Raw genomic sequence first — 15,969 nt, 5'->3', positions numbered from 1 at the left:
GGGCTTTAGTCCGGATTCCAGGCCTCTGTACTTTCAGTGCAGAGGCCTGGATTTTACACCCCATGGGTACTCCGCACAACGGGTATCCATGCGGCGGAAATACCCACCAGGCAAATCCCTTCGCTATTCTTCCCTTTTTCGTCTACACATTTATGTGGATGATCTACATCCCGTATTTCCCCCGTTGCCAGTGTTTAGCTTTGATCTGAAGCAAAACACAAAACCTTATGAAAGCATCTACAGAACGAAAGATCGTCCGCTGGCTGCATATCCTGCTGAGCATACCTATTATAGGTTTTATCTACGGGCCGGTGGCGGACATTCCCTCAGCCGCCAACGCGGTTAGGTTCATTTTCCTCCCTGTGGTGGCGCTCAGCGGATTCTGGATGTGGAAGCGGCACTGGTTCAGGAAAAAGCGCGGATAGACACTTTCAGACCGCCATTCCGGGTACGTTCCCGGGCATGGTATTCCCGGATTTGTTTATTATCTTGTTGGTATGACAAAACATACTGCCGGCCTGCATCTCATGGCCCTGATCCCGGCTTTTATCCTGCTCTCCGCCCATGTATTACATGCCCAGGCAACCGCCGCCGGACTGCTGAGCTACCGGGATTCCAGCCATCATGTAAAACCTGTGCAGAACACCGCTCAATGGAATATAAAACGGCAGCAGATACTGGACAGCATGCAGTCAGCCATGGGGCCCCTGCCTGACCGCAGCCGGGCTGTAGTGTTTCAACTTGCCTTCAAGGACAGCGTGCGGCAACGTAACCATATCCGTTACGAGATCACCTTTATGGCTGCCAAAAACGAACCTGTCTCCGCCCTTCTATTTCTGCCGTTAAAGAAAGGAAAACACCACGCTATGCTGGCATTGCATGGCACCAGCGCCCTGGGCAAAAGGGCAACCACCAGTGAAAACAGCGGCAAAACAAACCGGTCTTATGCAGAAGAACTGGCGGACAGAGGATATGTAGTGATCGCACCGGATTACCCCAGCTTTGGCGATATGAAAGATTATGATTTCGAAAACGACCGCTATGAATCGGGCACGATGAAAGGCATCTATAATCATATGCGCTGTATTGACCTGTTGCAGGCCTTGCAGGAAGTGGATCAGGAGCGCATCGGCGTGATCGGCCATTCGCTCGGCGGCCATAATGCCATGTTCGTAGCTGCTTTTGACTACAGGATTAAAGTGATCGTAGCCAGTTGCGGCTGGACCTTATTCAATTATTATGATATCGGGGAAGAAGCCTCCAAAAGATACGGCGGCCGGCTGGGCCCATGGGCGCAGACACGTTACATGCCCCTGCTGCGTGACAAGTATGGCCTGGATCAGCAGCGTATCCCATTTGACTTTGACGAGGTGATCGCCGCCCTGGCGCCGCGCCCCTTTTTCTCCAACTCGCCGCTGAACGACGCCAATTTTAATGTAAAAGGTGTAAAAGAAGGTTGGGCAAACGTGATGCCGGTATACGCTTTATACGGTGCCTCCGCGGACCTCCAGGTGAGATACCCGGATGCGGCGCACGATTTCCCGCCCGGAACAAGGCTTGAAGCCTATGCATTCATTGATAAGGTGCTGGAACATCAGCCGGAGAAACATACCCTGTTGCCGTAGAAAAAGATGGCGCAACCGGCAGGGCTGCTTTAATCAGTTCCTTCATACGTGAAAAACCTTCACCAGCTTTCTCACCTGTAATACCGTTTAGATGACTTTCAGCCTGGCCGCATTGGTAGTGGCATAGGTGCGCAGCAGGTTAAGGATAAACTCATTCTCCGGGTACTGCGTCAGCCAGTCCTTCAGCATGGTACTGTCGGACACGGCTACATCGCGCGGCACGTAACCCATACCGTAGAATTTACCTTTCTCCATCAGGATGCAGCTTTGCTCGGTGGCCATACGGCCATTGTCCAGGATCACGAAGGACGGCTGCTCCGATTGCAGGTGCTCTACCGCTTCCAGCACGCGTTGGTTGTATTTAACCGGTTTTTCTTTTTTGTTGCAGGCGCCTTTGCAGGATTTGTCCGCAATACCGACGCATTCATCGTTGTCCGTTTGCAGGAAACACAGTTTCGGGCAGAGCTTAAAATCACGGATCAGCGCGCGCAGGCGCGTATGGCCTTCCGCGATCATGTTGAACGTATAAAGAGGAGTGCTGTATTTTCTTCTTTTCTCAATGGCCAGGCGCAGATACCCCTGCTGGTCTTCGAACACATAAAACCCGAACTTCGATTCGATCCTTTTCTGCGCATTGTTGTACTGCGGCCAGAGGCGGCGTATCTCCACGGATTCGAGGATGAAGGCCATGAGTTCGGTGCCGGTCTTTTCAAAACTGATGCTGTGGATATTACGCAGGAATTCCTGGCGCTGGCGGCCGGAACTATTGCCGGTAAAGTGGCTGGTCACGCGTTTGCGGATGTTGCGGGCCTTGCCTACATACACCACCTTTCCTTTTTCGTTGTGGAAATAATACACACCGGGCGTGGATGGCAGCTCTTCCACATGTTCCTGGGGGAGGTGAAGCGGCAGCCATTTTTCCTTGGAGCGGCCGCTGAGCGCCTGTGCAATGGCCCCTTGCGAATCAGCCGCCATCAGCATTTCAAACAGCTGTACGGTAGCCAGTGCATCGCCGGTAGCGCGGTGGCGGTTCTGGATATTGATCTTCAGCTGGCGGCACAGGTTGCCCAGGCTGTAGCTGGGGAAGCCGGGGAATACCTTGCGGCTGAGCCTTACGGTACAGAGCTTTTTGTTTTGCAGTTTGTACCCGCAGATATCCAGCTGGTGGCGCAGGAAGGAGTAGTCAAAATTGACGTTATGGGCGATAAAAATATTAGGCTGCAGGAGGTTGTAGATCTCTTCCGCCACGGATTCGAACGCGGGCGCATTTTCCACCATTTCGTCCGTAATGCCGGTAAGCGCCTGGATATACCGGGGAATGGGCATACCGGGGTTCACCAGCGTTTCATACTGCCGGATGATCTCCTTTCCGTCGTGGATAAATATGGCAACTTCTGTGATACTGCCTGCGCTGGCGTGGCCGCCGGTGGTTTCGATGTCTACAATGGCGTACATAGCGCAAATATACTGCTTAGTGCGCAAGGTATCTGCGCACCCTTACCCATAGGTATTTTAATCATCCGTGGGGCGCTGAAAACCAATATCATCCGAATGGTGCAGTATTTGTATACTTTATTTTATGGAATGGACGAACCTTATCTGGGAAAAACTCGAACGGTGGACGCAGGCCGCCATCAGAATGCTGCCGAACCTGGCGCTGGCAGTGATCGTATTTACGGCGTTTTTCCTGCTGGCAAGGTTGATCAGGCGGCTGGTGTACAAACTTGCCTGCCGGATATCGGACAAACAGGCGATCAGCAACCTATTGGCCACCGTAGCGCATTTTATCGTGTTTGCCGTCGGGCTGTTCATTTCCCTGGAGATACTGAAGCTGGATAAGGCCGTATCCTCCCTTCTGGCGGGCGCCGGTATCATCGGTCTTGCATTGGGCTTCGCCTTCCAGGACCTTACTTCCAATTTTATTTCCGGCATCTACATCACCTTCCGCAAACCCTTTGACGTAGGGCATATCATCGAGACCAACGGGTTCACCGGCAGCGTGGAGAACATCCAGTTCCGCTCCACCACCATGCGCACCTTCGACGGGCTGCACCTCATCATCCCGAACAAGGATATTTTCCAGAAGCCCATCATCAATCACTCCCTCACCACGGAAAGGAAAATAGAACTGCACGTCACCGTGCCTTTCAACAAAGACCCCGCTCCTGTGCTGGAAGACATTGTGCAGACATTGCGCAACGTTGTCAAAAAAGAACGGCAGAGCGGTGTCAGGAAAGCGCCGGAAGTGTTTTTCGAGAATATAGAAGGTAATAACCTGAAACTGCTGGTGAGCCTCTGGATCAGCAACAGCCGGGAAAGTTCGTTCAACCAGGCGCGGCACCGGCTTATTACACAGGTGCTGGACGCCTTGCGGCAAAAACAACTATTACCATAATTACCCGGTGGGTAGCCAAATGCACAATCTGCGCCACTGATACACCCAATTATCATGGTTGTTTTGCAGTTGTTCCGCATGGAGCGGATTTTGTACCATGATCATACAGATACATTATCTGTTCACTATTTTAAAACTCTTACCATGCAAAACACAAAACAACAGCAGGCCGCCGGCAACCCAGTTGCCAGTCAAAACCCTGTGAACAGTGATTTCAGGGCGGGCGGTGAAGAGGAAAGATGGCCGGAAGATCCGCAGGCACGGGTGCCGGATTTTGACCAGGATGCTGCTATTGAGCGGGAAAAAGAGGTGCAGGAAGCGGAAGACGAAGATATTGTGGAAGACGACCGCCCCGGGCACATCGTAAGCAGCGCATCAGGCGCTCCGCCGGAAGAGAATGACGAAGTAGAAGATGAAGAGGAGGAGGAAGACGAATGGGGTTATGATGACTTAGGGGATGAAGAAGACGAAGAAGAAAAAAGAGGCAGTTATTAAAAAGTTTAAACCATATCCATCACATAAATTGAAAGACAAATGAAATCACGTATCGTACCAGTAGGCATTCTTGGGCTTATGATAGCCTTTGTAGTGGCCCAGGCAGGTAACGGGTTTGTAGGTGAATCCACGCTCCCGTCGAATCAGGGATATTCTGTAATGGTGAAGGACACTGTTCCCGAAAATCCGCAGGACACTACCAAAAAGAAGAAAAAGAAAAAAGACAGGGACAAGGATACATCCAACCTGCCGAAACCGGATACTTTCAAGACATCATTTCGGCCATAGCATACAGGATGTTTGATTTGACATGTAAAAAGAGCGGTTCGAAAGACCGCTCTTTTTTTCATCCCGGTTATATAAAAAGGCGGTTCCGACCAGGAAACCGCCTTTCTTTTTTGCCCGGTTGTATGGTTATCCAACCGCAATATTTCCGATACCCTCATTTTTCTCTTCCAGGTATTGTTTGAATCCCCTGATGTCGTTCCGCACAAGGCTTTCAAAAGCGGGGTTAAACAAACGCGCGATGCCTTCTCCCACATAACCGGCGGGCGGCCTGTAGGTGATCGTCACCAGCAGTTCCGTGCCGCCATTTTCCGTATCCTTAAAGCGTATCTTGCCGGCATTGGCCAGTTGCGCACCTTCCAGGGAACGCCAGCTCAGCGCTTCATTCCGTATGTCTTCCACGATCTCCGCATCCCATTCCAGTTTGATATTCCCGGCGAGGCGGATGGTCCAGTGGCTGTAACGTTCATCCTGCACATCCACATCATGCAGGTGGGCCATAAATGACGGGAGGTTTTCCAGCTTCCGCCAGTAGCCGTATACTTCGGTGCGCGGCCTGTTCACCTCAAAGGTCGTGCGGATATTCACTGAGCGTGCATGTTTGGGCCGGTTGTCCTCTACGATCGCGGAAATGGGGCAATTGCCGGATACTCCCCGGTAGAGCAGATAACTGCCCGCCAGGATGCGGAAAAAACTTTTTACGGGGTTCTTGCCAATGTCCGCCAGCCCTATGTACATGAGAGAGGCGCCTGCGGCGGAAGAAACGATCCTGCCTGTTTTGGACACGTTGATCACGGTCGAGTTTTCGTATAATCCGCCGGCGCGGGGTGTATCTTTTTCCTGCTGCATATAGTTCATTTTGTGTTACATCATCCAAAACCTTGCGAGAGTATAAATCGGTTGATTTTCAATAATATGGAGTGCAATGCTGTGTAGTTAATTCCCCAGCATTTCCCATCTTGTAAACAAAGCGGGCAGCGTTGTGTTCCATTTTTTCCCGATCTGATCATGGTTTTTATTGATAATCAGATAATTAACAATCAACAGTTTTCCTGTTCACATAAATTTAACGCGGGGCTATGTGGTAACTTTGCGGCGAATAAAACGGGGACCATTGAAACGACTAGCATTACCTATACTCTTGATTGTCTGTGCTTTCTTTACTGCCAACGCTCAAACCAATACCAGCGGCATCCGGCTGACGGTGACGGACCGGGAAACCGGCAAACCATTGCCCTACGTGAGCATTTCCGTGAAGGAATGGGACATACAGCGCGTGACGAATGAAGCCGGGCTGGCTTTTATCGCCTACAATCCGGAGAAGCCGGACAGCATTCATATTTCACTTTATTATATCGGCAAACGCCCGTACCGGTTGACGATCCTGCCGCAACCGGGCAAAATAACCGAACAGCTCGTGCAGATGCAGCCGCTTTCCCTTACCATCGACCAGGTGGAGGTGAATGCCACGCGCGGGCGCAATACGCTCAGCAACTCTTCTGTAGTGATAGAACGAAGCGCCATTGAATCCATACAGGCATATAGCCTGGCGGATGTGCTGCAATTGCTGCCGGGGCAGACCATCCGGAATCCCGATCTTCAGAACCAGCAGGCGCTGAACCTCCGTTCCGTGGCGGATGGCAATTCCGCGCAAAGGAATAATGCCTTTGGTATCGGATTTTACGTGGATGATGTGCCTATCTCGATGAACGGGAACATGCAGACGCAGAACATCGGCAATAATAGCGGTCTTATCCGTTCATTTACGCCGCCCTCCACCGGACAAGCCGAAACGTATTCAGTGAACAGCAGCGCCGGTAATGGTTTTGACCTGCGCCAGATGGCGGTAGGCAATATTGAAAAAATTGAAGTGATCAGCGGCGTGGCGCCGGCACGTTACGGCGATATTACGGACGGAGCGGTGCTGATCGAGCGCGTGGCAGGTGTTTCCCCGCTCAATGTATCCACCCGTTTCCAAAGCGGCAACACGAATGTGAGCGCCAGCAAAGGTTTTAAGCTGGGTGGCCGTGGCGGCATGGTGAACACCAGCATCGATTACATCAACTCCGTAACCGACCCGCGCGACAGGCTGAAAAGTTACAACCGCCTGAATGCAGGAGTGCTCTGGACACGCTTCCTTGACAAAAACGAGATATGGAAAAATACGGTGGCCGTAGATGTGTTCACCACGCTGGACGGCGGTAAAGCCGACCCCAAAAGCGTGAACCAGCAATATGTACGCATCCGCAACCAGGGCTTCCGCAGTTCCATGAGAGGTAATATCGCCATCGATAAAAAGTTCGCAAGGAATATTTCCTACACACTGGGCTTTGCCTACAGCGTGCAGGAAGACTATTCCGAAAGTAATTATAACAGCGGCGTAAAACCGGTGACAGACAATCTCCAGACGGGAGAAAAACAAGGCCAGTTCACGCCCGCGAACTATAAAGTAGTAGAAAGTATCTCCGGCAAGCCGATGAGCGTATTCGCCAGGCTGGAAAGTAATTTCCAGTTATACACCGCGAACGTGGAACACCAGGTGTCCTATGGCGCCAATTTTTCTTACGACGACAATTTCGGGGATGGCCGCCAGTATAACCCGCTGCGCCCGCGCACAGTACCTTCTACCTATGCCGGTGAAAGACCCGAGAGCTTCCGTGATGAGAAATCACTGGCACAGCTGGGATTGTATGCGCAGGATAATTTCAACATCCGCATCGGCGGAGGCACCTTGCGCAACAGCATAGGCGTACGGGCCGACAGGCAGGGCAAGTACTGGAACTTCTCCCCGCGCCTCTCCACCAACTATGACCTGAACCGTGTATGGCGGGTGAATGCAGCCTTCGGCCTGGCTACCAAAGCCCCGTCCATGGCATATCTCTATCCCGGTAGATCTTATTGGGACGTGGTGCTGATCAATCACTACGTGAACGATCCGGCGCGCAATCTTAATCTGACCTACACGCTCGTGGAGAACCCGGTGAACACACATCTGAAAAGCTCCCGATCCCTCACCGCCGAAGGCGGCATCAGCTTCAGGGAGAATTTCCTGAACGGTTCGCTGACCGTGTTTTACAAGCAGACGAATGACGGGTTTACTTCCAATAACGAACTGGCGCCGCTTGTACTGCCCAACTATGTATTGATAAGCAGCCCGGCCGGTCAGCAGCCTGTTTATGAGGCACAGGGTACAAATAAATACCCGCTTACCCACTACGTTCTCGCAAACGACATGCACAATACCAGCAAGGGTTTTGAGGTTTTCCTGAGCACAAAAAAGATAAATGCCATCCAGACTTCCTTCGATTTCGCTACTTCTTTTATTCATTCCCGTTCTTACAACGGGGGAACGACGGTGGCGCCGCCGGATAATATCGATTTCACCCAGGAAGCCATTATAGGCCGGTACCGTACAGGCTGGCAAGAGGCGAAGGAAATGATCTCCACGCTTTCAACAACACATCATATTGCGCCCCTCGGCCTCTTGCTGAATCTCCGTATCCAGGCATTCTGGCTGATGGAAAGCGAAACCGAGCGGCTTGCCGGTTATGCGATCGGGTATTTCGACCAGCAATACAACTATCATGAGATCCCGGAAAAGGATATTTTTGATCCCCGCTATGCGCACCTGGACCGCACCGCTACCGGCGGCTCTAAAACAAAAGTGCCGATGGTGTATACCAACTACCATATGCGGCTGGCCAAAGAGATCAAAAAGAAATACAGGTTTTCTTTTTATGCGAATAACTTCCTGAACCACCGCCCTTCCTATCCCAATCCTGCTACCAGCGGCCAGTCTGTGATAGAATTAAACCAGGCCCCGGCCTTCGGCGGTGAAATCGTACTTAAATTCTAAACTTACTGTTATGTCATTCAAACATACCATCCTCTTTTTCTGTGCACTGTCATTTGCCGCTGCCTGCAAGCAGGCGGCCGTCCCTGACCTGAAGCCAACTTCCGTCGGCATCAGCGTAAAATACGACCCGGCTTTCGGCGGCATGCCTGCGGGGGGAATTGAAGTACATTTTAAAGATGTGACCACCGGCAATCTGTACATGGAAAAAACCAATACAGACGGCATGCTGGAATTCAGGCATATCCCGGCGGGTACTTATGATATTTCCGCCAGCATTGCCCTCAGCGCCGAAGAGGTATTCGAATTCAGCGGCATTTTGCTGCCCGACTCATCCATCTTCAACGCCTCCGTTGCAAATAAACGGATCACCGCCAGGGCCAATAATGTTGAAATGGTGCTTAAAACAGGCCGTTCCGGCGCGCTCATCATCAAACAACTCTATTACTCCGGCTCCAGCATTCAAAAAGGCGCCAGCCTCCGCGACCAGTTCGTGGAAATATATAATAACTCGGCCGATACGCTTTATGCAGACGGGCTTTGTTTTGCCCAGCTCAAGGGCACTGTATCTAATGTAATCCCCAAGCCGCTCCCTTCCTGGTTGTTTGAAGACGGCAGGCTCAACTGGCAGAAATCCATCGGCATGCCCGCTGATATAGACGCAAATGGAACTTACGTATACACCGAGAGCCTGTACCAATTCCCCGGGAATGGTAACCAGTATCCCGTAGCTCCCGGAAAAAGCATCCTGCTGGCACAAAACGCTCAAAACCATAAGGCGCCTTACACCAATCCGAACGGCACCGTCATAACACCGGAAGACCCGTCCCTCACGGTGGATCTCAGCCGTGCGGAATTTGAAGTGTTCTTCGGCGACGGGCTTGCATCGGACATCAACAACCCCGAGGTGACGGATATGATCAATATCCAGAAACAGGGCAAAGACATGATCCTGGACATCCAGGGCCGTGATGCCTATGTACTCTTCCGCATGCCCCTGGAGCCACTGAAAAAGTATCCCAGCCCCGAGTTCACCGTGATCAATACCAAAACCACCTATCATTTCCAGGTGCCGGACTCCCTCGTACTGGATGCCGTTGACTGCCTCCATTTTACACCTGCAAGGCGCGGCCCCAAAAAGCTGAATGCCAACCTGGACGCCGGCTTTGTCAGCATCCTGAATCAATATTCCTCACAGGCACTGATCAGGAAACAGTTGCGTACCGTGGACGGACGTATCATCTTACAGGACACCAACAATTCAACAGCTGACTTCCAGCTGATCTCTCCCGCTAAACCGAAAGAATTCTAATGCGCAGGCAAATCATATATACAACGATCCTGGTACTCGCCGCAGCCGGCCAACAAGTTGCCGCACAATCGAAAGAAGGGCTAAACCGCCCCTCCGCACAGGAGAACGCAGTATTCAGGTCATATGTCAGCTCACCGGCAGACCTGCTGTTCAACCCACAGTCGATGCTGAACCGGGTACAACTCGAAGGCGTATACGAAAGCGGGGACTTCCGGTTACCGCAGCAGGCAGATCGCATCCGCGGTCTGAAGGCCTCCACCGAGGGCCAGACGGTACTGAAGAATATCCACCTTTACGGCGCTTTTAGCTACCGCAGGCAGTGGCAGGACAGTGTTTCGTGGACGCAACGTCTCGATCCTCTCAGCGCCAATCCCTATTATATTGCGACAGAAAGGGCAGGCAGCCTGCAAACCGCAGATTATCATCTTTCAGGAAAGGCGGCTACCACCATCAACGATCATCTGCTGGTGGGCCTTGGTATCAATTACCAGGTAGGTGATGCAGCACGGGATGTAATGCCCGTGGCAGGCCATTCCAATTACCTGCTGGGCTTTGAAGCCAACCTTGGCTGGAAATTCTCTTCCAAAGCAGGCGCTGCCTTCAAAGGTCAATACGGGTATGGCTACGAAAAGACGACGGTGGACTTTTCAGCCGCACAGGACCAGGCGGATAAAGATCTTCAGTTCTATAATATGCTGGGATATGGTACGGTTTCATTTGCACCAAACAAATTCATGCACCGGCATTTCAACTATTACGGAGGTGGCCTGAATGCATGGTACCAGTCCGGGCCAAACGATTTCCGCATTGAAGCGGGGTACAAATACCAGCGGGACAGCACCAGGCAGTCAGCCAAATCAGGCGATGTCGCCTACATGGCTGTGGGCAAATACTTCTCAACCGACCTCTCCGCCCGCTTCACCTGGCTCCGCTCCCTCCCCGGCAACCGCAAAGCCATGCTGCAGCTGGAAGGCCTGAACACCAAAGGCCACGACCAGAACGATTCGCTGGGCGGCAACAACTACCGTTACCAGAAACATTTTTACACCGCCACCCTCAGCCTCTACCGCTACAAAAGCGCCATGGTCAAAAACGGCTGGCTCGGCAATATCGCCTTCACCGACTTCCAGAAGCTGGACGGCGCTACCGAACATACTTTCCAGGCATCGTACATCGAAGGGTATATCCAGCGGGAACAAGCCTTCCCTGTGAATGAGCTGAATGCCGTAACCGCCATGCTGCGGGCCGGCGGCCGCGCGGATGTGGGCTCCAAACTCCATGTACCGGCCAGCCAGATGAACTTCTTTACCAGGAACATCGCGCTGCCGGAAGTGAGGTATTACCAGGAATCCGCCCTTACAGCGGCGGCCCGCATAGGCTGGCTGCACCAGCTGAAAAGCAGCGCACAGGCCGAATTCTCCCTGGAATCGGGCATTATGCACGCAGTGAATACAAATACTCCTCCCGCGGCAAACGCAAAGTTTGACCCGCAGGGAAACAGGTTCTACATAAATTGTAACTTGCAGTTTTATTTTTAGGAATGGCAAACGGGAAGCAACTTTTAATTACGGTATCATTGGCATTAGTCGCATTGGCAGGAAGCACCATCAGCTGGAACACCCGGCCGGTACCCACCGGTTATGCGGACAGCCTGAGGCAGCTGTACACGCGCCCCACCGCGCAGTGGCCAAAGCCTGATATAGACAGCAATATCGTATGGAAAGAGCTGGGCCTCCGCCCGAACTCTCCCGTAGCGGCGGACAGCAGCCAGAAAGCTGTAGCCGAGCTGGGCAAACAGCTGTTCTTCGATCCCCGCCTTTCCGGCTCCAACCAGATATCCTGCGGCAGCTGCCATGAACCCGAACTGGGCTGGACAAACGGGCGCTCCACCGCCGTAGGCCACGACCACCGTACCGGCGAAAGGAATGTGCCCACCCTGCTGAACGTCTGGGCCACCACGCCCCTGTTCTGGGACGGGCGCGTAAAAACACTCGAGGAACAAGCGCTCTCACCCATCGGCAACGAGGTGGAAATGCACCAGGGTGTGGACAAACTGCCCGCCAAACTCTCCGCCATCCCCGGTTACAAAAAGGAATTCACCAAAGTGTTCGGCACCCAAAAGATCACCGGACAGGAAATAGCTACTGCCCTGGCTACTTTCCAGCGCACCATCCAAAGCCGCTCCTCCCGCTTCGATGCTTTTCTCCAGGGCCGTGAAAAATCCCTGAGCGACCTGGAGATCGAAGGGCTGCATATATTCCGCACAAAAGCCCGCTGTATGAATTGCCACAACGGCCCGCTTTTCACGGACAACCAGTTTCATAATATCGGGCTTACTTACTACAAAAGAAAATACGAAGACCTTGGTCTTTATAACGTTACACACCAGCCGCAGGACGTGGGCAAGTTCAAAACGCCCGGCCTCCGCGACGTGGTGATCACCCGCCCTTACATGCACGTAGGCCTCTTCGACGACCTGGAAGGCGTGATCAACATCTACAACGCGGGCGGCGGCCATCCGCGCAGGAAAAAAACACCGGAGGAAGAAAAAGACCCGCTATACCCGGTCACCAGTTCCATCCTCCGTCCGCTGGGCCTCACGCCGCATGAAAAGGAAGCGCTGGTCGCATTCCTGCATGCCATCAGCACTACTTCTTACCGCATCAGCAGGCCGGAGCTTCCGCAATAAAACAGCAGCGGCAGCAGCCCCGCACCTTTCTCAGCACAGCACAAAAAAAGCCGGCTGAACAGCATCAGCCGGCCGAAACTTCCGGAATAATTGTTTGTATCAAAGTTTGTTTAACCCAACTGGTGCACGCCGCGTGTCCTTGACAAATGCTGCCCTTCGCCGATCTCTTCGATCATCTTTTTACAGAACGCGGGAAGATCACCGGGATTACGGCTGGTTACAATGCCATTGTCCACCACTACTTCTTCATCCACCCACTTAGCCCCTGCGTTGATCAGGTCTGTTTTGAGCGAAGGCCATGAGGTCACTTTTCTGCCTTCCAGTACGCCTGTTTCTATCAGCGTCCAGGGGCCGTGACAGATGGCGGCGATAGGTTTGGCTTCGTCCGCAAAACCGCTTACGAAAGCCACCGCGTCTTTGTCCATCCGGAGCTTGTCCGGGTTGATCACGCCGCCCGGCAATACCAGCGCGTCAAAATCTCCTGAGCTTACGTCTTTTACCATTGCATCCACTTTATATTCTTTTCCCCAGTTTTTCTCCGCCCATGATTTGATCATGCCGCTCCTGAGAGACACCACCGTCACTTCCGCGCCCGCTTCCTTCAACGCTTCCACCGGTTGGGTGAATTCAGATTCCTCGAAGCCGTCCGTTACCAATACGGCCACCTTTTTGTCCTTCAGAGATTGCTGTTTCATGATGGTTGTTTTAGATGAGACAATACCCGACATGCAGCAAAAACGGGTCCGTGCCGAAACAACAACGGCATTGATCCAATGACGGCAAACCAGCGGGGATTTATTTACTCAATACGGGGTTACTCTCCCTTGTCTCCTTTTCCGAGCTTCAATTTCACCTTGCCATCTTCTCCGTCCACCGCGTGAAGGTTGATCACAATGCCGGATTTACGGCGTTTGTCCAGCTCTTCCCCATCAGTCACCAGCTCGTCTTTTTTGGGATTGCGCAGCGGCACGCGCAGTTTGATGTCCGTGCCTTTGGGGATGCCATACACGCCTTCGATCTCCACGTTCAGCACGCTGGAGGCGATCAGCATCGGGTGGATGTAGATCTTGTTTCCCTTGATATCAAGCGTGTTCTGTATCTTCTCGAAAGTGATATTGCTCATGTCCCGTTTGCGGAACACAAATTTGCCCACATTCATCAGCGGCTCAAAATTCACCAGCGCGCCCTTGTTCAGTGTAAAGGCCACCGTGCCGTACATCGTGTGAGGTTTCACCGTGGCGTCATCTTTCATGTTACCGGTTACATTGGCCGTAGCGGAAAACACGCCCCGGATGTTTTTGGCCGTCACCCCATCCTGCCCGAAATTACCAAAGCCCTGGAAAAGCTGGTCCACCTGCACCTGCCGGATGTCCGCTTTTACGGTGAACTTCTCATCGTTCCCGTTATGACGGATATTCCCGTTCAGGTTCATATGCCCCCCTGCCGCCTGCAACGCTCCATTGCTGAGCGCGATGCCCTGCTGGTCCATGCGGAGGTTTGCTTTTACATTGCCGGCGTTGAAATTTTTATAGCGGATCTTTTCCACCGTCATGTCCATATTCACGCTGCACTGCTCCAATACCACTTCCAGTTGTTTCATCACGCGGCTCGTTTTCTGTTTGTTTTTCCGCGCCTGTTGAACAGTCACTTTTTTTTGCCTTTTGGTAAAAAAAGTTTGAAACTCGTTGATATTGATCAGCGGACTGCGCACGGACCACTCTATCTGTACCTTGTCCGGCGCGGCAAAATACAGGTTCAGGATGTTTTTCATGCTGCCTTCCATCTGCACGCTGCTGGAGCCGGATTGCAGGCTGATATTACGGAAATACAGGTCCTCCCCCGCAAAGTCCAGCGTGGCATGACAGGTATGAAAAGCCTGGTTGCGCGGCACGTAGGTGAACGCGCCGTCTTTCAGCTGTATGGTCCCCCGCAGGTAACCGGGTATCGTATCTTTCTGGTTCCAGGTGCCCGCATAATCCAGGTCCACCAGGGCCTGGCCGGCGGTGAACCGGAACAGCTCCGGGCTGATGGCATTGGTGAGCCGCGTCAGCGGGAAAGAGGATTTAAAACGCCCGGTGAGCACCGGATGTTCGAGATTGATCACACGGATAGTGTCCGCTTTGATGGGAATGCTGTCGTACAAAGCGGAAAACTGCCGGATGCTCAGCCGCGAATTGGCATTGTTGTGCCCCAGCCCGGGCTGTACTTCGTTAAAGAACTCACCGGTAAAATTCACGACTTCCAGCCGTAAGGCTTTGCCATCCAGCACATTGTCCTTCACCGCCCAGTTCACTTTCACATAAGGCGTATCCCTGAATTTCATACGCCCGCGGATAATCGCGGTCACGTCGATCGGTTTTTCAAAGTCAATACTGTCCAGCTTGGTGGCAATATTAGGCGTCACGAGCGATGTTGCGAATCGGAATGGAAGCTGGTTGCCGTTGATATTGATGGCAAACAGCGCGGGCTGCTGCGAGAAGTTAAATTCGCCGCCGATCTTTACGGGCTGCCCGTCGAACCGGAAGTCCTGCTGCGGGATCCGAAGTGTTTTATTCTCCCGGGTGAACTGTACGCCGATGTCCGCTTTCAGCAGTTTTTGTTTCGCGTAGCTGCCTTTGGTGGTATTAAACTGGAGGTCGTTGATGAATGTTTCAAGGTTCACTTTCGCCTGCCAGCCGGAGCCGTCAAAATCCATTTCGGCGCGCAGGTTGCGTATATCGAAATTGAAGAGTTTGAGTTTGATGTGGTTCTCCATGGTGAACTTCATGTTTTCCATGATGATGCGCCGGATCGTGGGAGACTTTCCCGTGGCGGGTTTGGCGGGTTGTTTCCCTTTGAGCAGGTAAGTGTTCGTGTAACCGGAACCGTCTGTGTAGAGGAATATTTTCCCGTCTTTGAGGCTTACCTCCCGGATGTCCACTTTTTTGCGGAGCAGCGCGAAGGTGTTCACTTTTACATATACTTCCTCTACGTCCAGCAGCGCGTGTTTATGCGTGGCGTACAGGCTGTCTTTCAGCGATACATTTTTGAGGGTAACGGATATGTTGGGGAAGGAACGGATGAGAGAGGGCTCCATGTCCTGTATCTCCAGGTTCCCGCTGATGCGTTCGCTGAGCTGGCTGGTGATCTCAGCAAGGATTTCCGCCTTGCGGCCGCGCACAACCAGGGCCAGTACAAACCAGAGTATGATTACCAGTACAAGGAGGCTTCCGGAAGTGATAAGTGTGATACGTAACCAACGGGGCATGGGCTAATTTATTGATCATCTTTAAGTTAAACAATTAAAACAGTCAAAATGTTGAATTGACAAATTAA

General features: G+C 52.4%; 13 protein-coding genes. 9 read left to right on the top strand and 4 right to left on the bottom strand.

Annotated elements, in window-relative coordinates; all coding sequences use genetic code 11:
• The first annotated feature begins 227 nt into the window (after positions 1-227).
• Both EG028_RS18400 and EG028_RS18395 read left to right on the top strand, forming a co-directional pair.
• Positions 228-425 (top strand): hypothetical protein, encoded by a 198-nt coding sequence (locus tag EG028_RS18400; protein WP_120515799.1) that lies wholly within the window; start codon positions 228-230, stop codon positions 423-425.
• Between the two features lie 72 nt (positions 426-497).
• Positions 498-1,625 (top strand): alpha/beta hydrolase, encoded by a 1,128-nt coding sequence (locus EG028_RS18395; protein ID WP_241559075.1) that lies wholly within the window; start codon positions 498-500, stop codon positions 1,623-1,625.
• Between the two features lie 87 nt (positions 1,626-1,712).
• On the opposite strand, the gene EG028_RS18390 is transcribed toward EG028_RS18395, so the two are convergent.
• Positions 1,713-3,080 carry an exonuclease domain-containing protein gene (locus EG028_RS18390; protein ID WP_120515798.1) on the bottom strand — a complete coding sequence of 456 codons (1,368 nt, stop codon included), beginning with the start codon at positions 3,078-3,080 and terminating at the stop codon, positions 1,713-1,715.
• A 124-nt stretch (positions 3,081-3,204) separates the two neighbouring features.
• On the opposite strand from EG028_RS18390, the gene EG028_RS18385 reads away from it, so the two are divergent.
• From EG028_RS18385 to EG028_RS18375, 3 genes are all read left to right on the top strand, one after another.
• Complete coding sequence (locus EG028_RS18385; RefSeq protein ID WP_120515797.1) at positions 3,205-4,020, top strand: mechanosensitive ion channel family protein; 816 nt, start codon at positions 3,205-3,207, stop codon at positions 4,018-4,020.
• 144 nt (positions 4,021-4,164) lie between these two features.
• Positions 4,165-4,515, top strand: a complete 351-nt coding sequence (locus EG028_RS18380) for a hypothetical protein (RefSeq protein WP_120515796.1) — start codon at positions 4,165-4,167, stop codon at positions 4,513-4,515.
• 39 nt (positions 4,516-4,554) lie between these two features.
• The gene (locus EG028_RS18375; protein WP_120515795.1) at positions 4,555-4,803 is read left to right on the top strand and encodes a hypothetical protein; all 249 of its coding nucleotides are present in this window, start codon (positions 4,555-4,557) and stop codon (positions 4,801-4,803) included.
• Positions 4,804-4,929: 126 nt separating this feature from the next.
• Here EG028_RS18375 and EG028_RS18370 read toward each other — a convergent pair whose 3' ends face one another.
• On the bottom strand, positions 4,930-5,649 hold the full coding sequence (locus EG028_RS18370) for an SRPBCC family protein (RefSeq protein ID WP_162946358.1): 720 nt from the start codon (positions 5,647-5,649) through the stop codon (positions 4,930-4,932).
• Positions 5,650-5,914: 265 nt separating this feature from the next.
• Between EG028_RS18370 and EG028_RS18365 the strand changes: the two genes are divergently transcribed.
• Genes EG028_RS18365 through EG028_RS18350 form a run of 4 tightly spaced genes read left to right on the top strand, consistent with a single transcriptional unit; the run spans position 5,915 to position 12,654 of the window.
• Positions 5,915-8,656: a TonB-dependent receptor gene (locus EG028_RS18365; RefSeq protein ID WP_123864712.1), complete on the top strand. Its 2,742-nt coding sequence runs from the start codon at positions 5,915-5,917 to the stop codon at positions 8,654-8,656.
• Between the two features lie 10 nt (positions 8,657-8,666).
• Positions 8,667-9,965 (top strand): DUF4876 domain-containing protein, encoded by a 1,299-nt coding sequence (locus EG028_RS18360; protein ID WP_120515792.1) that lies wholly within the window; start codon positions 8,667-8,669, stop codon positions 9,963-9,965.
• Positions 9,965-11,503, top strand: coding sequence for a DUF6850 family outer membrane beta-barrel protein (locus EG028_RS18355; protein WP_120515791.1), 1,539 nt, complete (start codon positions 9,965-9,967; stop codon positions 11,501-11,503). Before EG028_RS18360 ends, EG028_RS18355 begins: the two co-directional genes overlap by 1 nt.
• Before the next feature lie 38 nt (positions 11,504-11,541).
• The gene (locus tag EG028_RS18350; protein WP_206614407.1) at positions 11,542-12,654 is read left to right on the top strand and encodes a cytochrome-c peroxidase; all 1,113 of its coding nucleotides are present in this window, start codon (positions 11,542-11,544) and stop codon (positions 12,652-12,654) included.
• Between the two features lie 110 nt (positions 12,655-12,764).
• On the opposite strand, the gene EG028_RS18345 is transcribed toward EG028_RS18350, so the two are convergent.
• Both EG028_RS18345 and EG028_RS18340 read right to left on the bottom strand, forming a co-directional pair.
• A complete protein-coding gene (locus EG028_RS18345; protein WP_120515789.1) occupies positions 12,765-13,349 on the bottom strand; it encodes a type 1 glutamine amidotransferase domain-containing protein in 585 nt (194 codons plus the stop codon).
• 119 nt (positions 13,350-13,468) lie between these two features.
• Complete coding sequence (locus EG028_RS18340) at positions 13,469-15,901, bottom strand: AsmA family protein (protein ID WP_120515788.1); 2,433 nt, start codon at positions 15,899-15,901, stop codon at positions 13,469-13,471.
• Between the last annotated feature and the right edge of the window lie 68 nt (positions 15,902-15,969).

It is taken from the genome of Chitinophaga barathri, assembly GCF_003807585.1.
In the GTDB taxonomy this organism is placed as follows: Bacteria; Bacteroidota; Bacteroidia; order Chitinophagales; family Chitinophagaceae; genus Chitinophaga; species Chitinophaga barathri.
This window is presented reverse-complemented; position numbering and strand designations above follow the sequence as displayed.